The 15,217-nt window shown below is 62.7% G+C and carries 14 protein-coding genes; 9 read left to right on the top strand and 5 right to left on the bottom strand.

The window, feature by feature from the left end; translation table 11 throughout:
- Positions 1-41 precede the first annotated feature (41 nt).
- A complete protein-coding gene (locus J2W46_RS00585) occupies positions 42-368 on the top strand; it encodes a hypothetical protein (protein ID WP_310350439.1) in 327 nt (108 codons plus the stop codon).
- 94 nt (positions 369-462) lie between these two features.
- Here the strand turns inward: J2W46_RS00585 and J2W46_RS00580 are convergent, their stop codons facing one another.
- Positions 463-1,152: a phosphatase PAP2 family protein gene (locus J2W46_RS00580; RefSeq protein WP_310350437.1), complete on the bottom strand. Its 690-nt coding sequence runs from the start codon at positions 1,150-1,152 to the stop codon at positions 463-465.
- Between the two features lie 930 nt (positions 1,153-2,082).
- On the opposite strand from J2W46_RS00580, the gene J2W46_RS00575 reads away from it, so the two are divergent.
- Together J2W46_RS00575 and J2W46_RS00570 are read left to right on the top strand one after the other, a co-directional pair.
- Entirely contained in the window at positions 2,083-6,267 is a 4,185-nt protein-coding gene (locus J2W46_RS00575) for a YadA-like family protein (RefSeq protein ID WP_310350434.1), read from the top strand.
- Between the two features lie 820 nt (positions 6,268-7,087).
- Positions 7,088-7,735 carry a cysteine hydrolase gene (locus J2W46_RS00570; RefSeq protein WP_310350432.1) on the top strand — a complete coding sequence of 216 codons (648 nt, stop codon included), beginning with the start codon at positions 7,088-7,090 and terminating at the stop codon, positions 7,733-7,735.
- Between the two features lie 51 nt (positions 7,736-7,786).
- Here J2W46_RS00570 and J2W46_RS00565 read toward each other — a convergent pair whose 3' ends face one another.
- Positions 7,787-8,596 (bottom strand): alpha/beta fold hydrolase, encoded by an 810-nt coding sequence (locus J2W46_RS00565; RefSeq protein WP_310350429.1) that lies wholly within the window; start codon positions 8,594-8,596, stop codon positions 7,787-7,789.
- A gap of 162 nt (positions 8,597-8,758) precedes the next feature.
- Positions 8,759-8,896 carry a DUF3563 family protein gene (locus J2W46_RS00560; RefSeq protein WP_310350426.1) on the bottom strand — a complete coding sequence of 46 codons (138 nt, stop codon included), beginning with the start codon at positions 8,894-8,896 and terminating at the stop codon, positions 8,759-8,761.
- Between the two features lie 443 nt (positions 8,897-9,339).
- Between J2W46_RS00560 and J2W46_RS00555 the strand changes: the two genes are divergently transcribed.
- On the top strand, positions 9,340-9,648 hold the full coding sequence (locus J2W46_RS00555) for a DUF4148 domain-containing protein (RefSeq protein WP_204521451.1): 309 nt from the start codon (positions 9,340-9,342) through the stop codon (positions 9,646-9,648).
- Between the two features lie 206 nt (positions 9,649-9,854).
- Here the strand turns inward: J2W46_RS00555 and J2W46_RS00550 are convergent, their stop codons facing one another.
- Together J2W46_RS00550 and J2W46_RS00545 are read right to left on the bottom strand one after the other, a co-directional pair.
- On the bottom strand, positions 9,855-11,252 hold the full coding sequence (locus J2W46_RS00550; protein WP_204521445.1) for a mercuric reductase: 1,398 nt from the start codon (positions 11,250-11,252) through the stop codon (positions 9,855-9,857).
- Positions 11,253-11,377: 125 nt separating this feature from the next.
- On the bottom strand, positions 11,378-11,917 hold the full coding sequence (locus J2W46_RS00545; protein WP_020067767.1) for a carboxymuconolactone decarboxylase family protein: 540 nt from the start codon (positions 11,915-11,917) through the stop codon (positions 11,378-11,380).
- Positions 11,918-12,028: 111 nt separating this feature from the next.
- Between J2W46_RS00545 and J2W46_RS00540 the strand changes: the two genes are divergently transcribed.
- The 5 genes from J2W46_RS00540 (at position 12,029) to J2W46_RS00520 (ending at position 15,205) form a co-directional block, all read left to right on the top strand.
- Positions 12,029-12,991 (top strand): cupin domain-containing protein, encoded by a 963-nt coding sequence (locus J2W46_RS00540; RefSeq protein ID WP_310350421.1) that lies wholly within the window; start codon positions 12,029-12,031, stop codon positions 12,989-12,991.
- A 149-nt stretch (positions 12,992-13,140) separates the two neighbouring features.
- A complete protein-coding gene (locus J2W46_RS00535) occupies positions 13,141-13,461 on the top strand; it encodes a YXWGXW repeat-containing protein (RefSeq protein WP_020067765.1) in 321 nt (106 codons plus the stop codon).
- Positions 13,462-13,722: 261 nt separating this feature from the next.
- A complete protein-coding gene (locus tag J2W46_RS00530) occupies positions 13,723-14,283 on the top strand; it encodes an RNA polymerase sigma factor (RefSeq protein ID WP_310350420.1) in 561 nt (186 codons plus the stop codon).
- Entirely contained in the window at positions 14,280-14,699 is a 420-nt protein-coding gene (locus tag J2W46_RS00525; RefSeq protein WP_020067762.1) for a hypothetical protein, read from the top strand. Before J2W46_RS00530 ends, J2W46_RS00525 begins: the two co-directional genes overlap by 4 nt.
- Complete coding sequence (locus tag J2W46_RS00520) at positions 14,696-15,205, top strand: periplasmic heavy metal sensor (protein ID WP_020067761.1); 510 nt, start codon at positions 14,696-14,698, stop codon at positions 15,203-15,205. Before J2W46_RS00525 ends, J2W46_RS00520 begins: the two co-directional genes overlap by 4 nt.
- Positions 15,206-15,217: the final 12 nt, after the last annotated feature.

The following is a 15,217-nucleotide window of genomic DNA, read 5'->3' as shown; positions in this document are numbered from 1 at the left end:
ATGCTATTCGGGGCCGCGTCGGCTGCGCTATTGAAGTAACGGTGTTTCTGTTCAGCGGGCTGTGTCTCGCCAAAGCCTGCACCATTAGCAGTGCAGGGAATTCGCGCTTCCCGGTAATTTGGTTCGAGGCGTTTCAGACGCTGCTCCCGGTTTCGATCCGTTGGAGCGCATTTGCTAACGGCATCAAGCTTGTCATGCAGAAAATGAAGTTTGTTTCGTGGGCGAAGTCCAAACTGGCGCTTGCAAGATTTAACTTGAGTCCGCTTACTCATGTACGGTCCGGAACTCCGGCAAAGCTGTGTCTTCGTCAGCCGCTGCGTCTATTCCTGCGCCTTAATGGGTTTACGGCTTCGGGCGCGAAAAGTTGAGCTATGGATAATGCCCGGATGATGTGCAGGAGCTCGCTCTGGCTATTCGGAGGGTTAACCCAGGCGACGATCTGGGTAACCCGACCTGTTCGAACTACTTCAGAAGCAAACGCCCGAGTATCAGTAATTCTTCGAATTGAGTGACCAGCTCAAAACATAAAGCAAATAGGAGCGTATAACCTGGGCCCGGAGATTTTCGTAGCCATCGCAGGATTGGAACTGCAAAACGGGTTCTGACTGCGTCTCGCGTCATTGTCCACGTGGTCGCCGCCCCGAAAGCCGCGCCCGCCAGTATGTCTGTCGGATAGTGCCAGCCGAGATAGACGCGCGGCAGGCATATGAAAATCGCCGTGTGCAGTAGCGCAAGTGCACCGACGGCGCGCCAGACGAGAAAGATGCCGGTGGCGACCGACACCCACAGCATGGCGTGATCGCTCGGAAACGAGCTCCAGGTCGGCAAAACGGCAGCGCCCAGATCGTCCGATGGAAATTGCAGGTGCAGCTCCGGGTTATAAACCGGACGCATCCGGAACGGCAAGAAGTGAGCGACGATTCTGAACGTTGCGAGCGCGAGCAACGCGCTCAGGATCGTCGCAACGACCATTTCTCGTTCCCATTCCGCCCGCTGACCGGGCTTGAACCAGATCCACCATAACACCGCCACTAGCGCCAAACCTTTGAACGTGTATAGAGCCGCAAGGACTCTGATCGGGTGGTTCAGTATGGGCAGATCTGCAGCAACGCCGGTCAGGAAAGTCTGGATTGCGGTATCGAAGACATTCATCGGCAACCCTCGTAGCCTGTTTGTTATAACCAGAGTTCTTTTTGCGCCGGTGGCCATGCCGTCATGGCGGAAGGGAAGACGTGACCCCCGCAGTTGCGTCCACGATTTATAGGCCTTGTTCTCAATCCGGTATGTGGGAAGAACCACCTAAGTCTTCGCCCTTGACCTCGCGAGGCAAGATTGTATTCGGCGTGGCGGGCCGCTTTAGGTGGCAAATGCCCAATAGTCACTGGGAATTTCGGAACATTGGCTGGGAATTTGCCAGTCGTCTTCACATACATGTCATCCACTATCTGCAATGCATTTAAAACGGGAATTCGGCGCGATTGTTAAATCTTGCAAGACGCCCCAATAGCCACGTCTTTCTGTGGACAAATGAAAAATCGTATGAGAAAGTTGCGCGGAATTTGCAACTTTCTTTTCATTACATTGGAATTTGCACTGCAGCGGCTGTAGTGCAACACACCACGAAAAAGTCCCAACAGGCTATTAAGGGGCAATACAAATGAATATGGGAAGCGAAAAACGATCAGGCATGCGTCTGGCCGAAGGAGACCCTTTTCCAGGCCGCCCGTTGCAGCTAATGCCTGCCTTTGCTCCCCTTATGCCGCAATCATTCGGACCTTCGTAAAACCAATGCCTGGCAGGGCCGCCGGCCGGCTGCGTAGCCGCTCAGCAGCTTTCTAGCCGAGGCTCAGCCATTACCCCGTAACTTGAATTCCTGCACGGCGAGGACGGCTTCGCTCGCCCTGGAAAACTCGTTATCCGTGAACACCTGAAGGGGAAAAGGGCTAGTCGCGCCTGTCCAAAAGACACACGGCTGAAGTTCTTCGTCCATTCAATATAAATAGTCATCCTAAATGTAATGGCTGTAAACAAACACGCTTGTCTTTTCCAATTCGAATTGTGAATCCTTACAGGAAAATAACCATGAATAAGGCATATCGGACAGTCTGGAACGCCTCACTAGGGGCTTTTGTGGCCGCCTCGGAACGGGACAAAACGCGCGGCAAAGGGAATTTGGGAACCTGTGCCCCGGTAGTCGATGGACGAGACGGCGATCGTCGCAGCACGGTGTTGCACGGAGCGACTCTGCGCATCCTGCCAGCGCTCGTGCTGGCGGCCCTCGGCGCATGGGGCACGCAGGCGCAGGCACAGGTCAATTGCTCGTCGTCACCTTATAACTTCTTTAACGGCAGCGATTCGTGCGCGGGCTTTTTGTCCACGGCCAGTGGCGGCGGGGCGACTGCGCTGGGTTACGCCGCTAACGCTACAGGAATCAATGCCACGGCCGTCGGCTATCAGGCGATCGCCAATGCAACGAATGCGCTTTATCTGGGGGCGCGCAATGCTCCGGGCACCGGCGCGACCGCTGAATCGGCGATTGCGATCGGTACCGATGTTGCCGCTAGCGGATCGGCCGCCATTGGTATCGGCGTCGACGCAGTCTCCAGCGGCAACCTGTCGACGGCCGTCGGCCCGTCGGCGAAGGCGACCGGAGACAACGGGGTTGCAATGGGCGCGAGTTCCAGCGCAGCCGCTTCCGGCGCAGTGGCATTGGGCAGCGGAGCCATCGGTTCGCAAACCAATGGTGTAGCCGTTGGTTCGGGAGCCAATGCTGCCGGCGTCAATGCAATCTACATGGGCTCGCGCACCGCCGCGGGCACCGGTTCGTCCGGACAATCGTCGATTGCGATCGGTACTGACGTCACCGCTACCGGCGACTATGCTGCCGCCTTCGGCTTCCAGTCGGTGGGGAGCGGAGCCGCAGCTGTTGCAATGGGCTATATCGCCGACAGCTCGGGCACGCATGCCGTGGCCGTCGGCTTTCAGTCGATCGCGAGCGGCCTCAACTCCGTGTATCTGGGAGCGCGTACCGTCGCGGGCACGGGCGCAACGGCGGCGGGAGCGATTGGTATCGGCACCGATGTGCGAGCTTCGGGTCCCTCTTCGCTGGCTGCGGGCACGGTGGCCGCCGCCACTGCCCAGAATGCCGTGGCCTTGGGGGCGGGAGCCGCCGCGTCGGGACTCAACTCGCTCGGCATGATGAACGGCTCCAGCGCCAGTGGCGCCAATTCGATCGCGTTGGGTGGAGCGGATTCCGTCGCCGAAGGCGGGTCGTCCGCACCGGCGGCAGTCGCGGGCGCCGCAGCGTCGGGCATTCGTGCGGTTGCGATCGGCTCAGGCGCGAGTTCGGGCGGGGCCTCGTCCATTGCGATAGGCGATTCGGCTTCGACGGGTACCAATGCCAATGCCATTGCGATGGGCACGACGGCGACGGCCTCGGGAAGCAGCGCTGTCGCGTTGGGCAACCAGACCGTTGCGAGCAACGCAAACGCGACGGCGGTTGGCTCTTCTTCGCAAGCCCTCGCGGCATCGACGGTTGCGATCGGCGATAGCAACAAGGTTGCCGCAGCGGCCGGCGCCGGTTCCATAGCGGGCGGCCAGAACTCTCAGGTGCTGAGCGGGACGGGCGCTGTCGCGCTCGGCCAGGCGCAGACGGTCAGCGGCAATGGCGCCGTCGCCATCGGCGACCCGAATAGCGCGACCGGCAATGGCGCGATTGCGGTCGGCGCGGATAACACGGCGAACGGCAACGGAGCGATCGCCCAAGGCAACGGCAACATCGCGAATGGTCAGGGTGCGGTCGCCCTGGGCAACGCCAGCAACGCGAGCGGCGCGAGTGCGCTCGCATTCGGCGATACAGCAGTCGCGAACCAGGCCGGCGCGATTGCACTCGGCGCCGGCGCGTCGGCCGGCAACGCGAACAGCGTGGCGCTCGGCTCGGGCTCCCAGACCGGCACCGCAACGCCGACCGCGAGCACGACCATCAACGGTACGGTCTACAACTTCGCCGGCACCGCGCCGACCAGCGTGGTGAGCGTGGGCGTGGCAGGCACGGAGCGCCAGATCCAGAACGTGGCGGCGGGCCGTCTTAGCGCGACGAGCACCGACGCCGTGAACGGTTCGCAGTTGTACCAGAGCAATCAGGCGATCGACGCTCTTGCGGCGACCGTCGCGACTGACAAGACTCACTACTTCAGCGTCAACGACGGCGGCACGCAAGGCGGCAATTACAACAACGACGGTGCCACGGGCGTCAACGCGTTGGCGGCAGGCGTGGGAACCGTCGCTGCCGGCGCGGGCAGCACCGCGATGGGTCAGGGCGCGACGGCGAACAATGCAAACGACGTGGCGCTCGGCAGCGGCTCGACGACCGACGTGGCCGTGGCGACCACTGGCGACACCATCAACGGCACTGCATATGCGTATGCCGGCACTTCGCCCACGAGCACGGTGAGTGTCGGCAGCCTCGGTCACGAGCGCACCGTGACGAACGTGGCCGCGGGCCGTGTCAACGCGAACAGTACCGATGCAGTGAACGGCTCGCAGCTTTACGCCACCGATCAGGCAGTGGATAACCTCGCCAGTGTCGTGACGGCGAATGCGAAGCACTACTACAGCGTCAACGACGGCGGCACGCACGGCGGCAACTACAACAACGACGGCGCCACTGGCCTCAATGCGCTGGCCGCGGGCGTCGCGGCGACGGCGAGCGGCGCGAGCAGCTTCGCGGGCGGCAACGGCGCTTCGGCACTGGCCAATAACGCCGTTGCGCTAGGTTCGCTGTCGAGTGCGTCGGTCGCGGGTGCCGTTGCAATCGGTGCCGGTTCGGTGTCCGACCGGGCGGTGCTCTCGGGCGTCGGCTCGATCGCCAACGGCTCGCATGCGATTCCGTTCGATACCAGCGATCAGACGTTGCTCGGCGCGGTGTCCTTCGGCAGCGCAAGCGGCAACACCTATCGGCAGTTGACGAACGTCGCCGACGGTACGCAGCAGCACGACGCCGTCACCATCCGCCAGCTGGCAGGCGCACTGTCGTCGTTTGCGGTGACTGGCCAGATGTACTTCCATGCGAATTCGACGGCGGCGGACTCGCTCGCGGTCGGCGCGGAGTCGATCGCCGTGGGACCGACCACGGTCGTCAACGGCGACAACGGTGTGGGCATGGGTAACGGGGCGATCGTCGACGCAACCGCGCCCGGCGGCGTCGCGATCGGCCAGGCCGCGAATTCCGCGCAGGCGGACGCGATTGCGGTGGGCAGCGGCTCTGTGGCGAGCGGCGCGCAGTCGATCGCTCAAGGCGCGAATGCGAGTGCCGCAAACGCCGGATCCGTTGCAATCGGTTCAGGCGCGCACAGCAGTGCAATCGACGCGCTTTCGCTCGGGGCCGGCGCGAGCGCGACGTTCGCCAACAGTGTGGCGCTCGGAGCCGGATCGGTGACGACGGTCGGCGCGTTGAGCAACTACATCGCTTACGGACTGAGCAGTCCGCAGTCGTCGGCGGGCGAGGTCAACGTCGGCAACCGGCAGATTACCGGTCTCGCTGCGGGCAAAGCCGGCACGGACGCCGTGAACGTATCGCAGCTCGATGCAGTGACCAACCGGTTGACGACGCTCATCAACCAGCAGACCACCAATAACGGCGGCAGCTTCTCGTCATCGCCCGGCACGCCCACGCCCCCGACACCTTCGGGATCGAACTCGTCGGCGGGCGGGCAGGGCGCCGTGGCTTCGGGCAACAACAGTTCGGCGGTGGGTAACGGCTCGACGGCGTCGGGCAGCGGTTCCACAGCCGTAGGAGCCGGCGCGACATCCACGGGCAGCGGCTCGACGGCGCTCGGCGCGAACAGTAACGACGGCGGACGTGCGAATGTGGTGGCGGTCGGTTCCAGCGAGTCCACCCGGCAGGTGATCAACGTGGCGGCCGGCACCGCGCCTACCGACGCGGTGAACGTTCAACAACTGAACGCGGCGTTGTCGCAGGCAAACGCATACACGGACGCCCGCGTGAACGAACTGCAGAACGGCATCAATTCGACGGCGCGCAACGCGTACTCCGGCATCGCTGCAGCGACTGCGTTGACGATGATTCCCGAAGTGGACAAGGACAAGACCTTGTCGCTCGGTATCGGCACGGCGGGCTTCCGCGGTTACCAGGCGGTCGCGATCGGCGGTACCGCGCGCCTCGCGGAGAATCTGAAAATGAAGGCCGGCGTGGGCATGAGCCCAGGCGGCACGACCGTCGGCGTCGGCGCCGCAATGCAATGGTAAGTCGTGAGTACGGGACCGCAGCCGCGTGTCCCGCGTTCTCTGCGTATTCCGCGTTTTCCGCCACATACAGTCTATGGGAGCACCTGATGAACCGACTTTTTCTTGCAAGCCTATTTACGACCGGCGTCCTTCTCGTGAGCGGATGCACGGCAGCGAGTGGTCCATCCTTTAACGCCTATTCCGTCGACGCAAGCAACGGCGTAAGGACATACCGGGCCGAGTGCCACGGCCTCCTGGAAAGCGCGGCGACCTGCACGAAAGTGGCGCAACACATCTGCGGCGACAAGTCTGTACAGCCGATCGAACGGATCGACCGCGTTCGCGAAGCCGACGACAACCGCAATGACCCTCGCGTTCTGCTGTTCAGCTGCGCTCAGGCGTCCGACAGCAAGACGTCGGCCGAACCGCCTTCGACGGTTGACGAAGGCGCGAGAATCGGAGACGTCGATCAGCGTTCAGGAACTAAAGCGATGTAACCGTGAGGCAGCGCGGCCACGCTCGTCTCGGGCGTTGGCCGCCGTGTCGCCGACCTGAGCGACCCGCGCACGTTCAAAAACAAACGCACGGGCATGTCGGGAAAACCGTATTTGCATGCCGAATTCCAACAAGCGCGTGGGAGTCTTACTCATCGCCTTGTTAAAAGCATGCACGCGGGGTCGATCTGCGGACGCATCCAGCGCCCTGTCATCCGGCGCTCGCATGCAAAACCGGATGCCGCATCAATGCGTCGTTGCTTTCCAGGTCTTCGTTTCCTAATCTGGTCGGGAGGCTCCGGTCGGAGAGGCCGGTGAGCCGTCACGCGATTTCCTGGAGGTCCGAAGTGTCCTTTGATCGTACGGAGACAGCCGTAGTATTCATCGACCCGCAAGTCGATGTCCTGAGCAAGTCGGGTAAGAATTGGGGCGCGGTGGGAGCAAGCGTGACGGAGAACAGGACGGTCGAAAACATGCTGCGAATCTTCAAGGCGGCAAAGACCGCGAAATTTCCCGTCTTTATATCGCCACATTACTTTTTCCCGACCGATCGCCTGTGGAAATTCAACGGACCGTTGGAGTCCGATGAATTCGCTACCGGGACGTTTGCGCGTAGCGGTCAGTTGAATCTCGAAGGTTTCGACGGATCGGGCGCTGACTGGCTCGACGAATTCAAGCCCTACATCAACGACGGCGAGACGGTTGTTGTGAGCCCACATAAGGTCTTCGGACCGCAAACCAACGATCTCGTCCTTCAACTGCGCAAGCGTGGCGTGAGCAAGGTGGTACTGGGCGGCATGCTCGCCAATATGTGCGTGGAATCGCATCTGCGCGACCTGCTCGAACAGGGATTCGAGGTCCACGTCGTGAGCGATGCGACTGCGGGACCACGTCACCCCGTTTGGGGCGATGGATATAAAGCGGCAATGGTCAATTACGCGTTTCTCGCGCACGGCGTGGTGACCACCGACGAAGTTGTCGCTTCAATGGAATGACGCTCGCGTAACCCGCATTTCCCAAACTAACTGCGTTCGACTATTGCCTCATCAATGCGCCGCTTCCGACTCGGCGATATGCCGCGCGATCGTCGCATTGACCTGATCGGCGTGCGTGAGCGGCCCCATGTGTCCCGCGCCCTCGACGATTGCAAGGCGTGCGGCAGGCAGCAGCATGGGCAACCGCTCGGCGATCGCCCGCGTCGGAACCGGCGCGTGTTCGCCGCGCATGATGAGCGCCGGCACGTGCAGGCTTGTGTAAGCGCTGGCGGGCGTGCGTTCATCGAGAAGCGCGCGAAAGTCGAGCGGCGCCTTCGGCGCCCAGCGCGTGAGCGCGGCCTGCACCGAGGGCCGCAGCGCTTCCCATGCGCCGCGTCCACTCCAGTAGTCGACGAACGAAGCCGCCGCACCGCGATAGTCGCCGCAGCTGACTCCGTCGGCGGTGCGCTTCGAGATCGCGACGATTTCCGAAAGCGCTTCGACTCCGTAGGTGCCCATCGCCTTCAGCAGGTGAAACGCCGACGGTTCGTACAGCGTCAGGCTCGCAATGCGCTCGGGCCGCTCGACAGCCGCGCGCAACGCCACGCCACCGCCATACGAGTGGCCGACGAGATGCACCTTGCCACAGGCGGCGTCGATGATGCCGACCGTCCTCGCCGCCTCGTCGGCAAGCGTGAACGCGCGCTCGCCGCTCCATGGGCCGGTGCTGTCGCAGCCGTAGTGCTCCGGCGCGACGAACGAATGGTGCGATCCAAGCGCCTCGCCGAGCTTGCGCCATTGCGTCGCACCGGAGCCCGAGCAATGCAGAGCGATGACGGTCGTTGGAGATGAGCAGATTCGCGATGCGATGGCGTTATTCATGTCGTTCCTGAGGAGTCGGGTAGTCGCGGAGTCGGGAGCACGGACGCCGTGCCGGGGAGTCTCTACTATCGGTGCGACGCCGCCGCCTGGCTATGCTCGAGACGCCGGAAGATTTGCTCTGCCATCCGAACTGATCGACGGACAGTGCCGCGTTGAGCGAGGTCAGCCGTCGATATCGAGCGAGTGCATGCGACGTTCAAGCTCGCACATGTCCACAGCAGATGCGAGGTACGCGTCCCGACGGCTGTGTTCAGCGCGGTCGAGCAGCTCTTGCAGCAAGAGAAACAGATAGATGAACATGATGCCCTCCGGTCGACGACCTGGTCGATTCAGTATCAGCGCGAACGGGGCGCGACGCAACAGCATCCGGTGGGATGCACGGTGGCTCGCGCTACGGCTGGACGCGGTGTATTGCAGAGTCCATGCCATATCGCTGCAAGCCTTGTTTACCGGTGATTCGGACATTGCCGGGCGCGACGAATTCGATAAACTGTCGTCGCGTCGCCAACACGGATTCATGCGAAAGTCGGCATGACACGAACACTTGTTTGTTGCGGCGGGAAATCTGAGCGGAGCTTGAGAAACCAGGCGTGGGGATTGCTCGTAGTTTCTGTCGCCTCCGTGAGGAGGCGTTATCGCACAGCAACGGAATCATCACTCGAAAGACGAACAACCCGAGGAAACACGCCAGCCGCGCCGGCATGGCGTCGCCCCTGTTTCGCTCGCACCGAAGGACACTCACCATGAGCAGACTGCTGACAAACTGGTCGACGCTTTTCGCCGTGACGATTCTGGTCGCCGGTTGCGTGGCTCCCGTTATGCCGTACACCGGACCGCACCTTACCCCGACAGAGTGCCGCGACCTCGCGGCACTAAGAACAAACGCGCCGCCGACCATGGCGCAGCACCAGAGCGAACTCGGTGCTCTGAGAAAGGCGGGCTACGACCCGTCCCCGTGGTATGACCCGTACTATCCGGACGACCTCCAGGCGGCGCAGCGCCTCGTCGACTACTGGTTCCAGACCGAGTGCCAGCGACCTCAGTCCGGCTGATTGTCATTCAACAGCAGTCGATGCAAGGACGAACCGGGACAATCATTTGCAATGGTCCGATAGGGGGCATCCGGAATACAGACTGCCGCAACGCTCGTTTCTCTGGCTATGGACCATGTCCGGGCGCGGGCAGATTGCGCAAGTAACGAGCGAGCCCGCCAGATTCAACGGACTCGCTCAGTCCGCGCCCATGCGCCGGTCGCCTGTTAAGCCGCCCTTGCAGGAACCTTCGACAGAAGCGGCCCCAAACCTTCGGCGAACGTCAGATGCGAGATGACAGCATCGCGCAGTTTCGGGTACGGAAGCTCTGCGATCATTGCCGTCTGCACCGAAGCCATGACCTCTCCTGCCTCCGGTCCGATCATCGAGAATCCCAGGATACGATCGTCTTTGGCGTCGACGAGAACCTTCATGAATCCCTGAGTTTCGTCGGTCGCTTCAGTTCGCAGCACATTGCTCATTGGGAGTGTCGCGACGCGAACCGCAATACCGTCGCGAAGTGCATCGCGTTCGTTCAGACCCACGCGTGCGAGCGGCGGATCAGTGAATAGCGTGTACGGAACCAGGCGGCCGGTTGTCGTTCGATCTGTGCCCGCGAGGTTGTCGCGCACTATCCTGAAATCGTCTACCGAAACATGCGTGAACTGCGGACTGCCCGCGACTTCGCCGATTGCCCATACGCCGGGTGCCGATGCCTGCAACCTGTCGTTGACGCGAATGTATCCGCGTTCGTCGAGTTCGATGCCTGCCTGCTCCAGCCCAATGCCGGCCGTATTGGGAACCCGTCCTGCCGCAACGAGGATGTCACTGCCTTCAATCACCCGTTCCCCCGAAGCGGTTCGCAGCACGACGCGAACCTGCGTACCGGAGCGACCTTCGACACGGACCGTTTCAGCACTCGTCACGATATCGATTCCTTCGTTGGTCAGAATCCCACGCATCTCTTCGCTGATGTCCACGTCTTCGCGAGCCATCAGGCGGGCGCCGCGCTCGACAATCGTCACGCGACTTCCGAAGCGGCGATAAGCCTGTGCCATCTCGATGCCGATATAACCGCCGCCCAGCACGACCAGATGCGCTGGAGCGTAGTCGAGATCGAGCGCGCCGATATGCGTCAGCGGTCCGGCGGCCAGCAGTCCGGGCACATCGGGAATTGCAGCGTGCGTGCCGACATTCACGACCACCTGATCGCCGGCGAGCGTGCGCGTGCCGCCGTCGTTCAGTTGCACTGCGATCGTCTTCGGTCCGATGAAACGGCCGGAGCCCATGATCAACTCGGCGCCGCTCGACGCATACGCCTGAACGTGAAACGCCGCCTCTCTCTCGATCATGCCGCGCTTGCGTTCGCGGACCTTCGCCATGTCGACGGCGATCGGACCGGTCGTCGTGCCGAAGTCGCCGGCATGCCGCGCCAGATGCGCGACCCGCGCGCTCCATATTTCATTCTTGCTCGGCAGGCAAGCCACCGCGGGGCATGACCCACCGACCCACTGCCGTTCGACTACGGCGACCCGTTGTCCGGATCGTCCCAGATGCCACGCCAGAAGCTTGCCGCCCTGGCCGCTGCCGAGAATCAACGTATCGAAATGTTCAACTTGAGACATGAAATCCTCCAGTACACCTGCGAGTGAGTGTGGCCAGTGCGGCAGCGATCCGGCTTTCCGCCGGATCACAACGATGCGGCGAGCGGCACGTCACCGCGTGACGAGTCCGCCCGATTACGCACGTGTTATTTGACCGGCGGGAAATCGACGTCAGTGTCGTTAATGCGATTGAATGTATTCGTGAAGATCGTCATGGCGATTGCCAGCGAAATCTCAGCCAGCTGCGTGTCGCTGTAACCGGCGGCGCGAATGGCGGTGAACTCGCTTTCATCGATCGTGCCCCGCGTGCTCTGCAGGGTCAGCACGAAGTGGACGAGGGCGTCACGCTTCGCATCGCCCGTCGCCTTGCCCGCGCGAATCTGACGGAGCGTCTCGGGCGAGAGGCCGGTCATCTTTCCCAACATCACGTGAGCGGCCACGCAGTAATCACAACCCGTCTGCTCGCTGACGAGCAGCTTGATGGTTTCCAGATCCTGTTTGCTGAGACTGCTGGACGCGAGCGCGCCTTCCGCATCGAGCACGGCGTTCAATGTCGCGGGTGCGAGGTGACCGACCGTCGCGAACAGGTTCGGCACGCTGCCGCCTGCGATCTTCCGTACCCGTGCATAGACTTCGGCGGTGGCGCCCGTGGCGTTCGAAACTGCGGGGATTGCAATGCGACTCATGATCGACCTCATGCGGTGGTGGTTAGGAGCCTCCACTTTAGGGTCGCGAAATGATCTTGTTGAGCCTCTGGATTGCCAATATCATGCTCAAAAGTATCAACCGAGGTAGGTATGTCACTCACGCTCGATTGGCTGAGCCGTCTGCTCGGCATGATGACGGTGCGCGGGCAGCTCGAACTCCGATGCTCGTACGGCGCTCCGTGGCAAGTCATCTACGACGATTCCGCTGCCGGGGAAATGCCGTATCACATCGTGCTTGGCGGATCGGCCATTCTGGAGACGCCGGGCGAGGGCAAACCGCAAGATCTGGGTGCTGGCGACATCGTGATGTTGACGCACGGTTCGGCCCATATTCTTCACGACGGCAGCGGCGCGCGCCCGAAACCTGCGCGCCAGCGCCAGACGTTGAACCTGACCGTCAGCGAAAATAAAGGCAGTGGTCAGCGCCTTGAAATGCTTTGCGGTCGAATCGTGCTGGCGCCGCCGCATGACCGCCTGATCCGCGCATATCTGCCTCCTCGGCTCGTTGTGCGGACGTCGGCCGCAGGGGCTTCGTCCAGCGCTGAGACGCTTGCACAACTGAAAGGGCTGATGGCGCTCATGCAGGCGGAATCGAGTGCGGACAGGCTGGGCGGCTATGCAATGCTGAACGCGTTGTCTACGGCGTTGTTCGCGCTTGCGCTGCGTATGTCCGGCGAGTCTGACGAGGCGCCGACAGGCTTGCTGGCTCTCGCGGGACATCCGCGCCTCGCCCCGGCGCTTGCAGCCATATTCAACGATCCGGCCTATCCGTGGACCCTGTCCGAACTGTCCGAACTTTGCAGCATGTCGCGCGCGACGTTGCTCCGCCACTTTCAGGACAAGGTGGGACGCTCGCCCAATGAACTCCTGACAGATGTCCGGATGGCATTGGCCGCCAATGAGTTGAAAAAGCCAGGCGTGTCCACCGAAGTCGTAGCCGAGACGGTCGGCTATCAATCCGTCGCGGCGTTCCGTCGGGCATTCACCCAACATCTGGGCATGACGCCCGCCGACTGGCGTCGGGCGGAGAACAACCAGCACGGACAGTCATGATTTGCACCCGCTCCGGCCCGTCGCAGCGAAGATTGTCGCTGCGAAGCAAATAAATATTCGAAGCATTCGACGGATTTTTCCCGCTGCCGCGTTTAAGAAGAAACGAAGCCCTGCCGCGCTTCGATACTGAATGAATGGGAGAAACCGACATGACATCGAAAACGCCGTTTCACTTCGGACGCAACGTGCTCGCCGTCGCGGCGACCTGCGCCGCCGCGCTGACCGCGGCACCTGCCATCGCCCAAGCCGTGATCATCGCGCCTGTCGCGCCACCGCCGCCCCGCGTCGAAGTCTTGCCCGCGCCGCGAGCGGGCTATGTGTGGGACCAGGGCCGCTGGCGTTGGCACCACGGTCGTTACGAGTGGGCGCCGGGCCATTGGCAGCCGGTTCGCGCCGGTTATCACTGGGTGCCGGGACATTGGGTGCAGCGCGGTCCGAACTGGCGCTGGGTCGAAGGCCATTGGGCGTGAAGGCCTCACATGACTCAAGGAGGCAAGCTGCCATGAAAACACTGTTGATATTGCTGCTCGTGGCGTCGCTCGGCGGTTGTGTGGTCTACCCGGCGCGGTCGGTCTACTATCGTCCGGCAGTCGTCGTGTATTGAACAACGGCGTGAACGACCGCTTGAACGACCGCTTGAAAAACCGCGCCCGGATAATGCACGCGCAACGAACCTACGAGGATAAAGCCGACGTGAAGCGCATCGCACGTGTGTCGAAGGGTGCGGCCTCTTGAGCGAACGCGATCCCGACGCGGAATTGCTGGAGCAGGTCGGCCGGCAAGATCCGGCCGCCGTGCGCACGCTGGTTGCACGCAAGCTGCCGCGTCTGCTCGCGGTCGCCACGCGCATGCTGGGCGACCGCATGGAAGCGGAAGACGTCGCGCAGGAAGTGTTCGTGCGGATCTGGAAACAGGCCACGCGCTGGCGAGAAGGCGAGGCGAAATTCGACACGTGGATTCATCGCGTCGCACTCAATCTTTGCTATGACCGCCTGCGCGGCCGGCGCGAAGATCCTGGCGACGACCTGCCCGACGAGGTCGATCCCGCCCCGCCGCCGGATGCACGGCTCGAAGCGCGCGCCCGCGGCGAGCGCGTTCGCGAAGCACTCGCCGCCTTGCCCGTGCGACAACGCGAGGCACTGGTGCTCACTTATTACCAGGAGATGTCGAACACCGACGCCGCAGCACTGATGGGCGTCACCGTCGATGCGCTGGAAAGTCTGCTGGCCCGCGCACGCCGCAATCTGCGCGCTCAACTGGCCGACAGCGGCCTTAGCAAGGACAAGTCATGACGCCGGAAAGATTCCACCAGATCGTCGAAGCCTATGGCGCCGATCCGCGCCGCTGGCCGCAACAGGAGCGGGCAGCGGCGCAGGGCTGGGCGGACGCGCATCGCGCGCAAGCGGATGCGTACCTGGCTGAAGCCGCCGAGCTCGACACGTGGCTCGCTGCCGACCACGTTGCGCCGCCGGACGCGGCACTGCAGCAGCGCATTATCGGCAGCGCGCCGCGGCGGCGGCCTGTTGCGCAGCGGCGCGCATGGTGGTGGTCAGGCGCAGCGGTCGCGGGTGTCGGCTTGCTCGGCGGCGCGGCCGGCGCTTTGGCCGTGTCGTTTTTTGTATTGACCGAAACGGTTCCGCCGATGCACGAGTCGTCATATCTAACGTCGAGTTTCGGTGGTTCATCCGCCGACTGGAGCGGCGAATGAACAGCCGGACATGGAAAATCGTTCTGGTGGCCTCGCTGGTGCTCAATGTGTTCCTGCTGGGCGCGATTGCCGGTGGCGCCTATCAGTGGTTTGCGGCGCGCGGTGCCACGACGCCGCTCGTCGCGCAACAGCGCGCGTTGCGCTTTGCCGCGCAGACGCTTTCAACCGAGCGGCAAAAAGAGTTTGCTGACAGCCTGAAGAACGGGCGCCGCGAGGCGCGACAGTTCGCGCGCGAGGCACGTGAAGGGCGGCGCGAGGTGTTGCGTCTGCTGGCCGCTCCGCAGCTCGATCGCCCGGCACTCGACGCCGCCCTCGCTCGCACGCGCGCCGCCGACAGCAACCTGCGCGCGCAAGTGGAAAGCAGTGTGGCGGATTTCGCGTCGGGGTTGTCGCCTGAGGAGCGCGTCAAGTTTGCCGACAGCCTCCGCTTGCGCGGACAGTGGCGCGAGCCGCAGCCCGGCGCCAGCGTCGCGAGGCCGGCGAGTCCGGCATCTTCGGGCGATTAAAAATCAGACTGG

It is taken from the genome of Paraburkholderia strydomiana (assembly GCF_031456815.1).
GTDB classification, from domain to species: Bacteria; Pseudomonadota; Gammaproteobacteria; order Burkholderiales; family Burkholderiaceae; genus Paraburkholderia; species Paraburkholderia caledonica.
The sequence above is the reverse complement of the archived record's forward strand: the minus strand, read 5'-3'. Positions and strand labels throughout refer to the sequence as shown.

Bases quoted from the DNA above. Each gene is read 5' to 3' on its own strand.
- J2W46_RS00580 (WP_310350437.1), bottom strand. From the start codon at position 1,152: ATGAATGTCTTCGATACCGCAATCCAGACTTTCCTGACCGGCGTTGCT.
- J2W46_RS00575 (WP_310350434.1), top strand. From the start codon at position 2,083: ATGAATAAGGCATATCGGACAGTCTGGAACGCCTCACTAGGGGCTTTT.
- J2W46_RS00565 (WP_310350429.1), bottom strand. From the start codon at position 8,596: ATGAATAACGCCATCGCATCGCGAATCTGCTCATCTCCAACGACCGTC.
- J2W46_RS00560 (WP_310350426.1), bottom strand. From the start codon at position 8,896: ATGTTCATCTATCTGTTTCTCTTGCTGCAAGAGCTGCTCGACCGCGCT.
- J2W46_RS00555 (WP_204521451.1), top strand. From the start codon at position 9,340: ATGAGCAGACTGCTGACAAACTGGTCGACGCTTTTCGCCGTGACGATT.
- J2W46_RS00550 (WP_204521445.1), bottom strand. From the start codon at position 11,252: ATGTCTCAAGTTGAACATTTCGATACGTTGATTCTCGGCAGCGGCCAG.
- J2W46_RS00545 (WP_020067767.1), bottom strand. From the start codon at position 11,917: ATGAGTCGCATTGCAATCCCCGCAGTTTCGAACGCCACGGGCGCCACC.
- J2W46_RS00540 (WP_310350421.1), top strand. From the start codon at position 12,029: ATGTCACTCACGCTCGATTGGCTGAGCCGTCTGCTCGGCATGATGACG.
- J2W46_RS00535 (WP_020067765.1), top strand. From the start codon at position 13,141: ATGACATCGAAAACGCCGTTTCACTTCGGACGCAACGTGCTCGCCGTC.
- J2W46_RS00525 (WP_020067762.1), top strand. From the start codon at position 14,280: ATGACGCCGGAAAGATTCCACCAGATCGTCGAAGCCTATGGCGCCGAT.
- J2W46_RS00520 (WP_020067761.1), top strand. From the start codon at position 14,696: ATGAACAGCCGGACATGGAAAATCGTTCTGGTGGCCTCGCTGGTGCTC.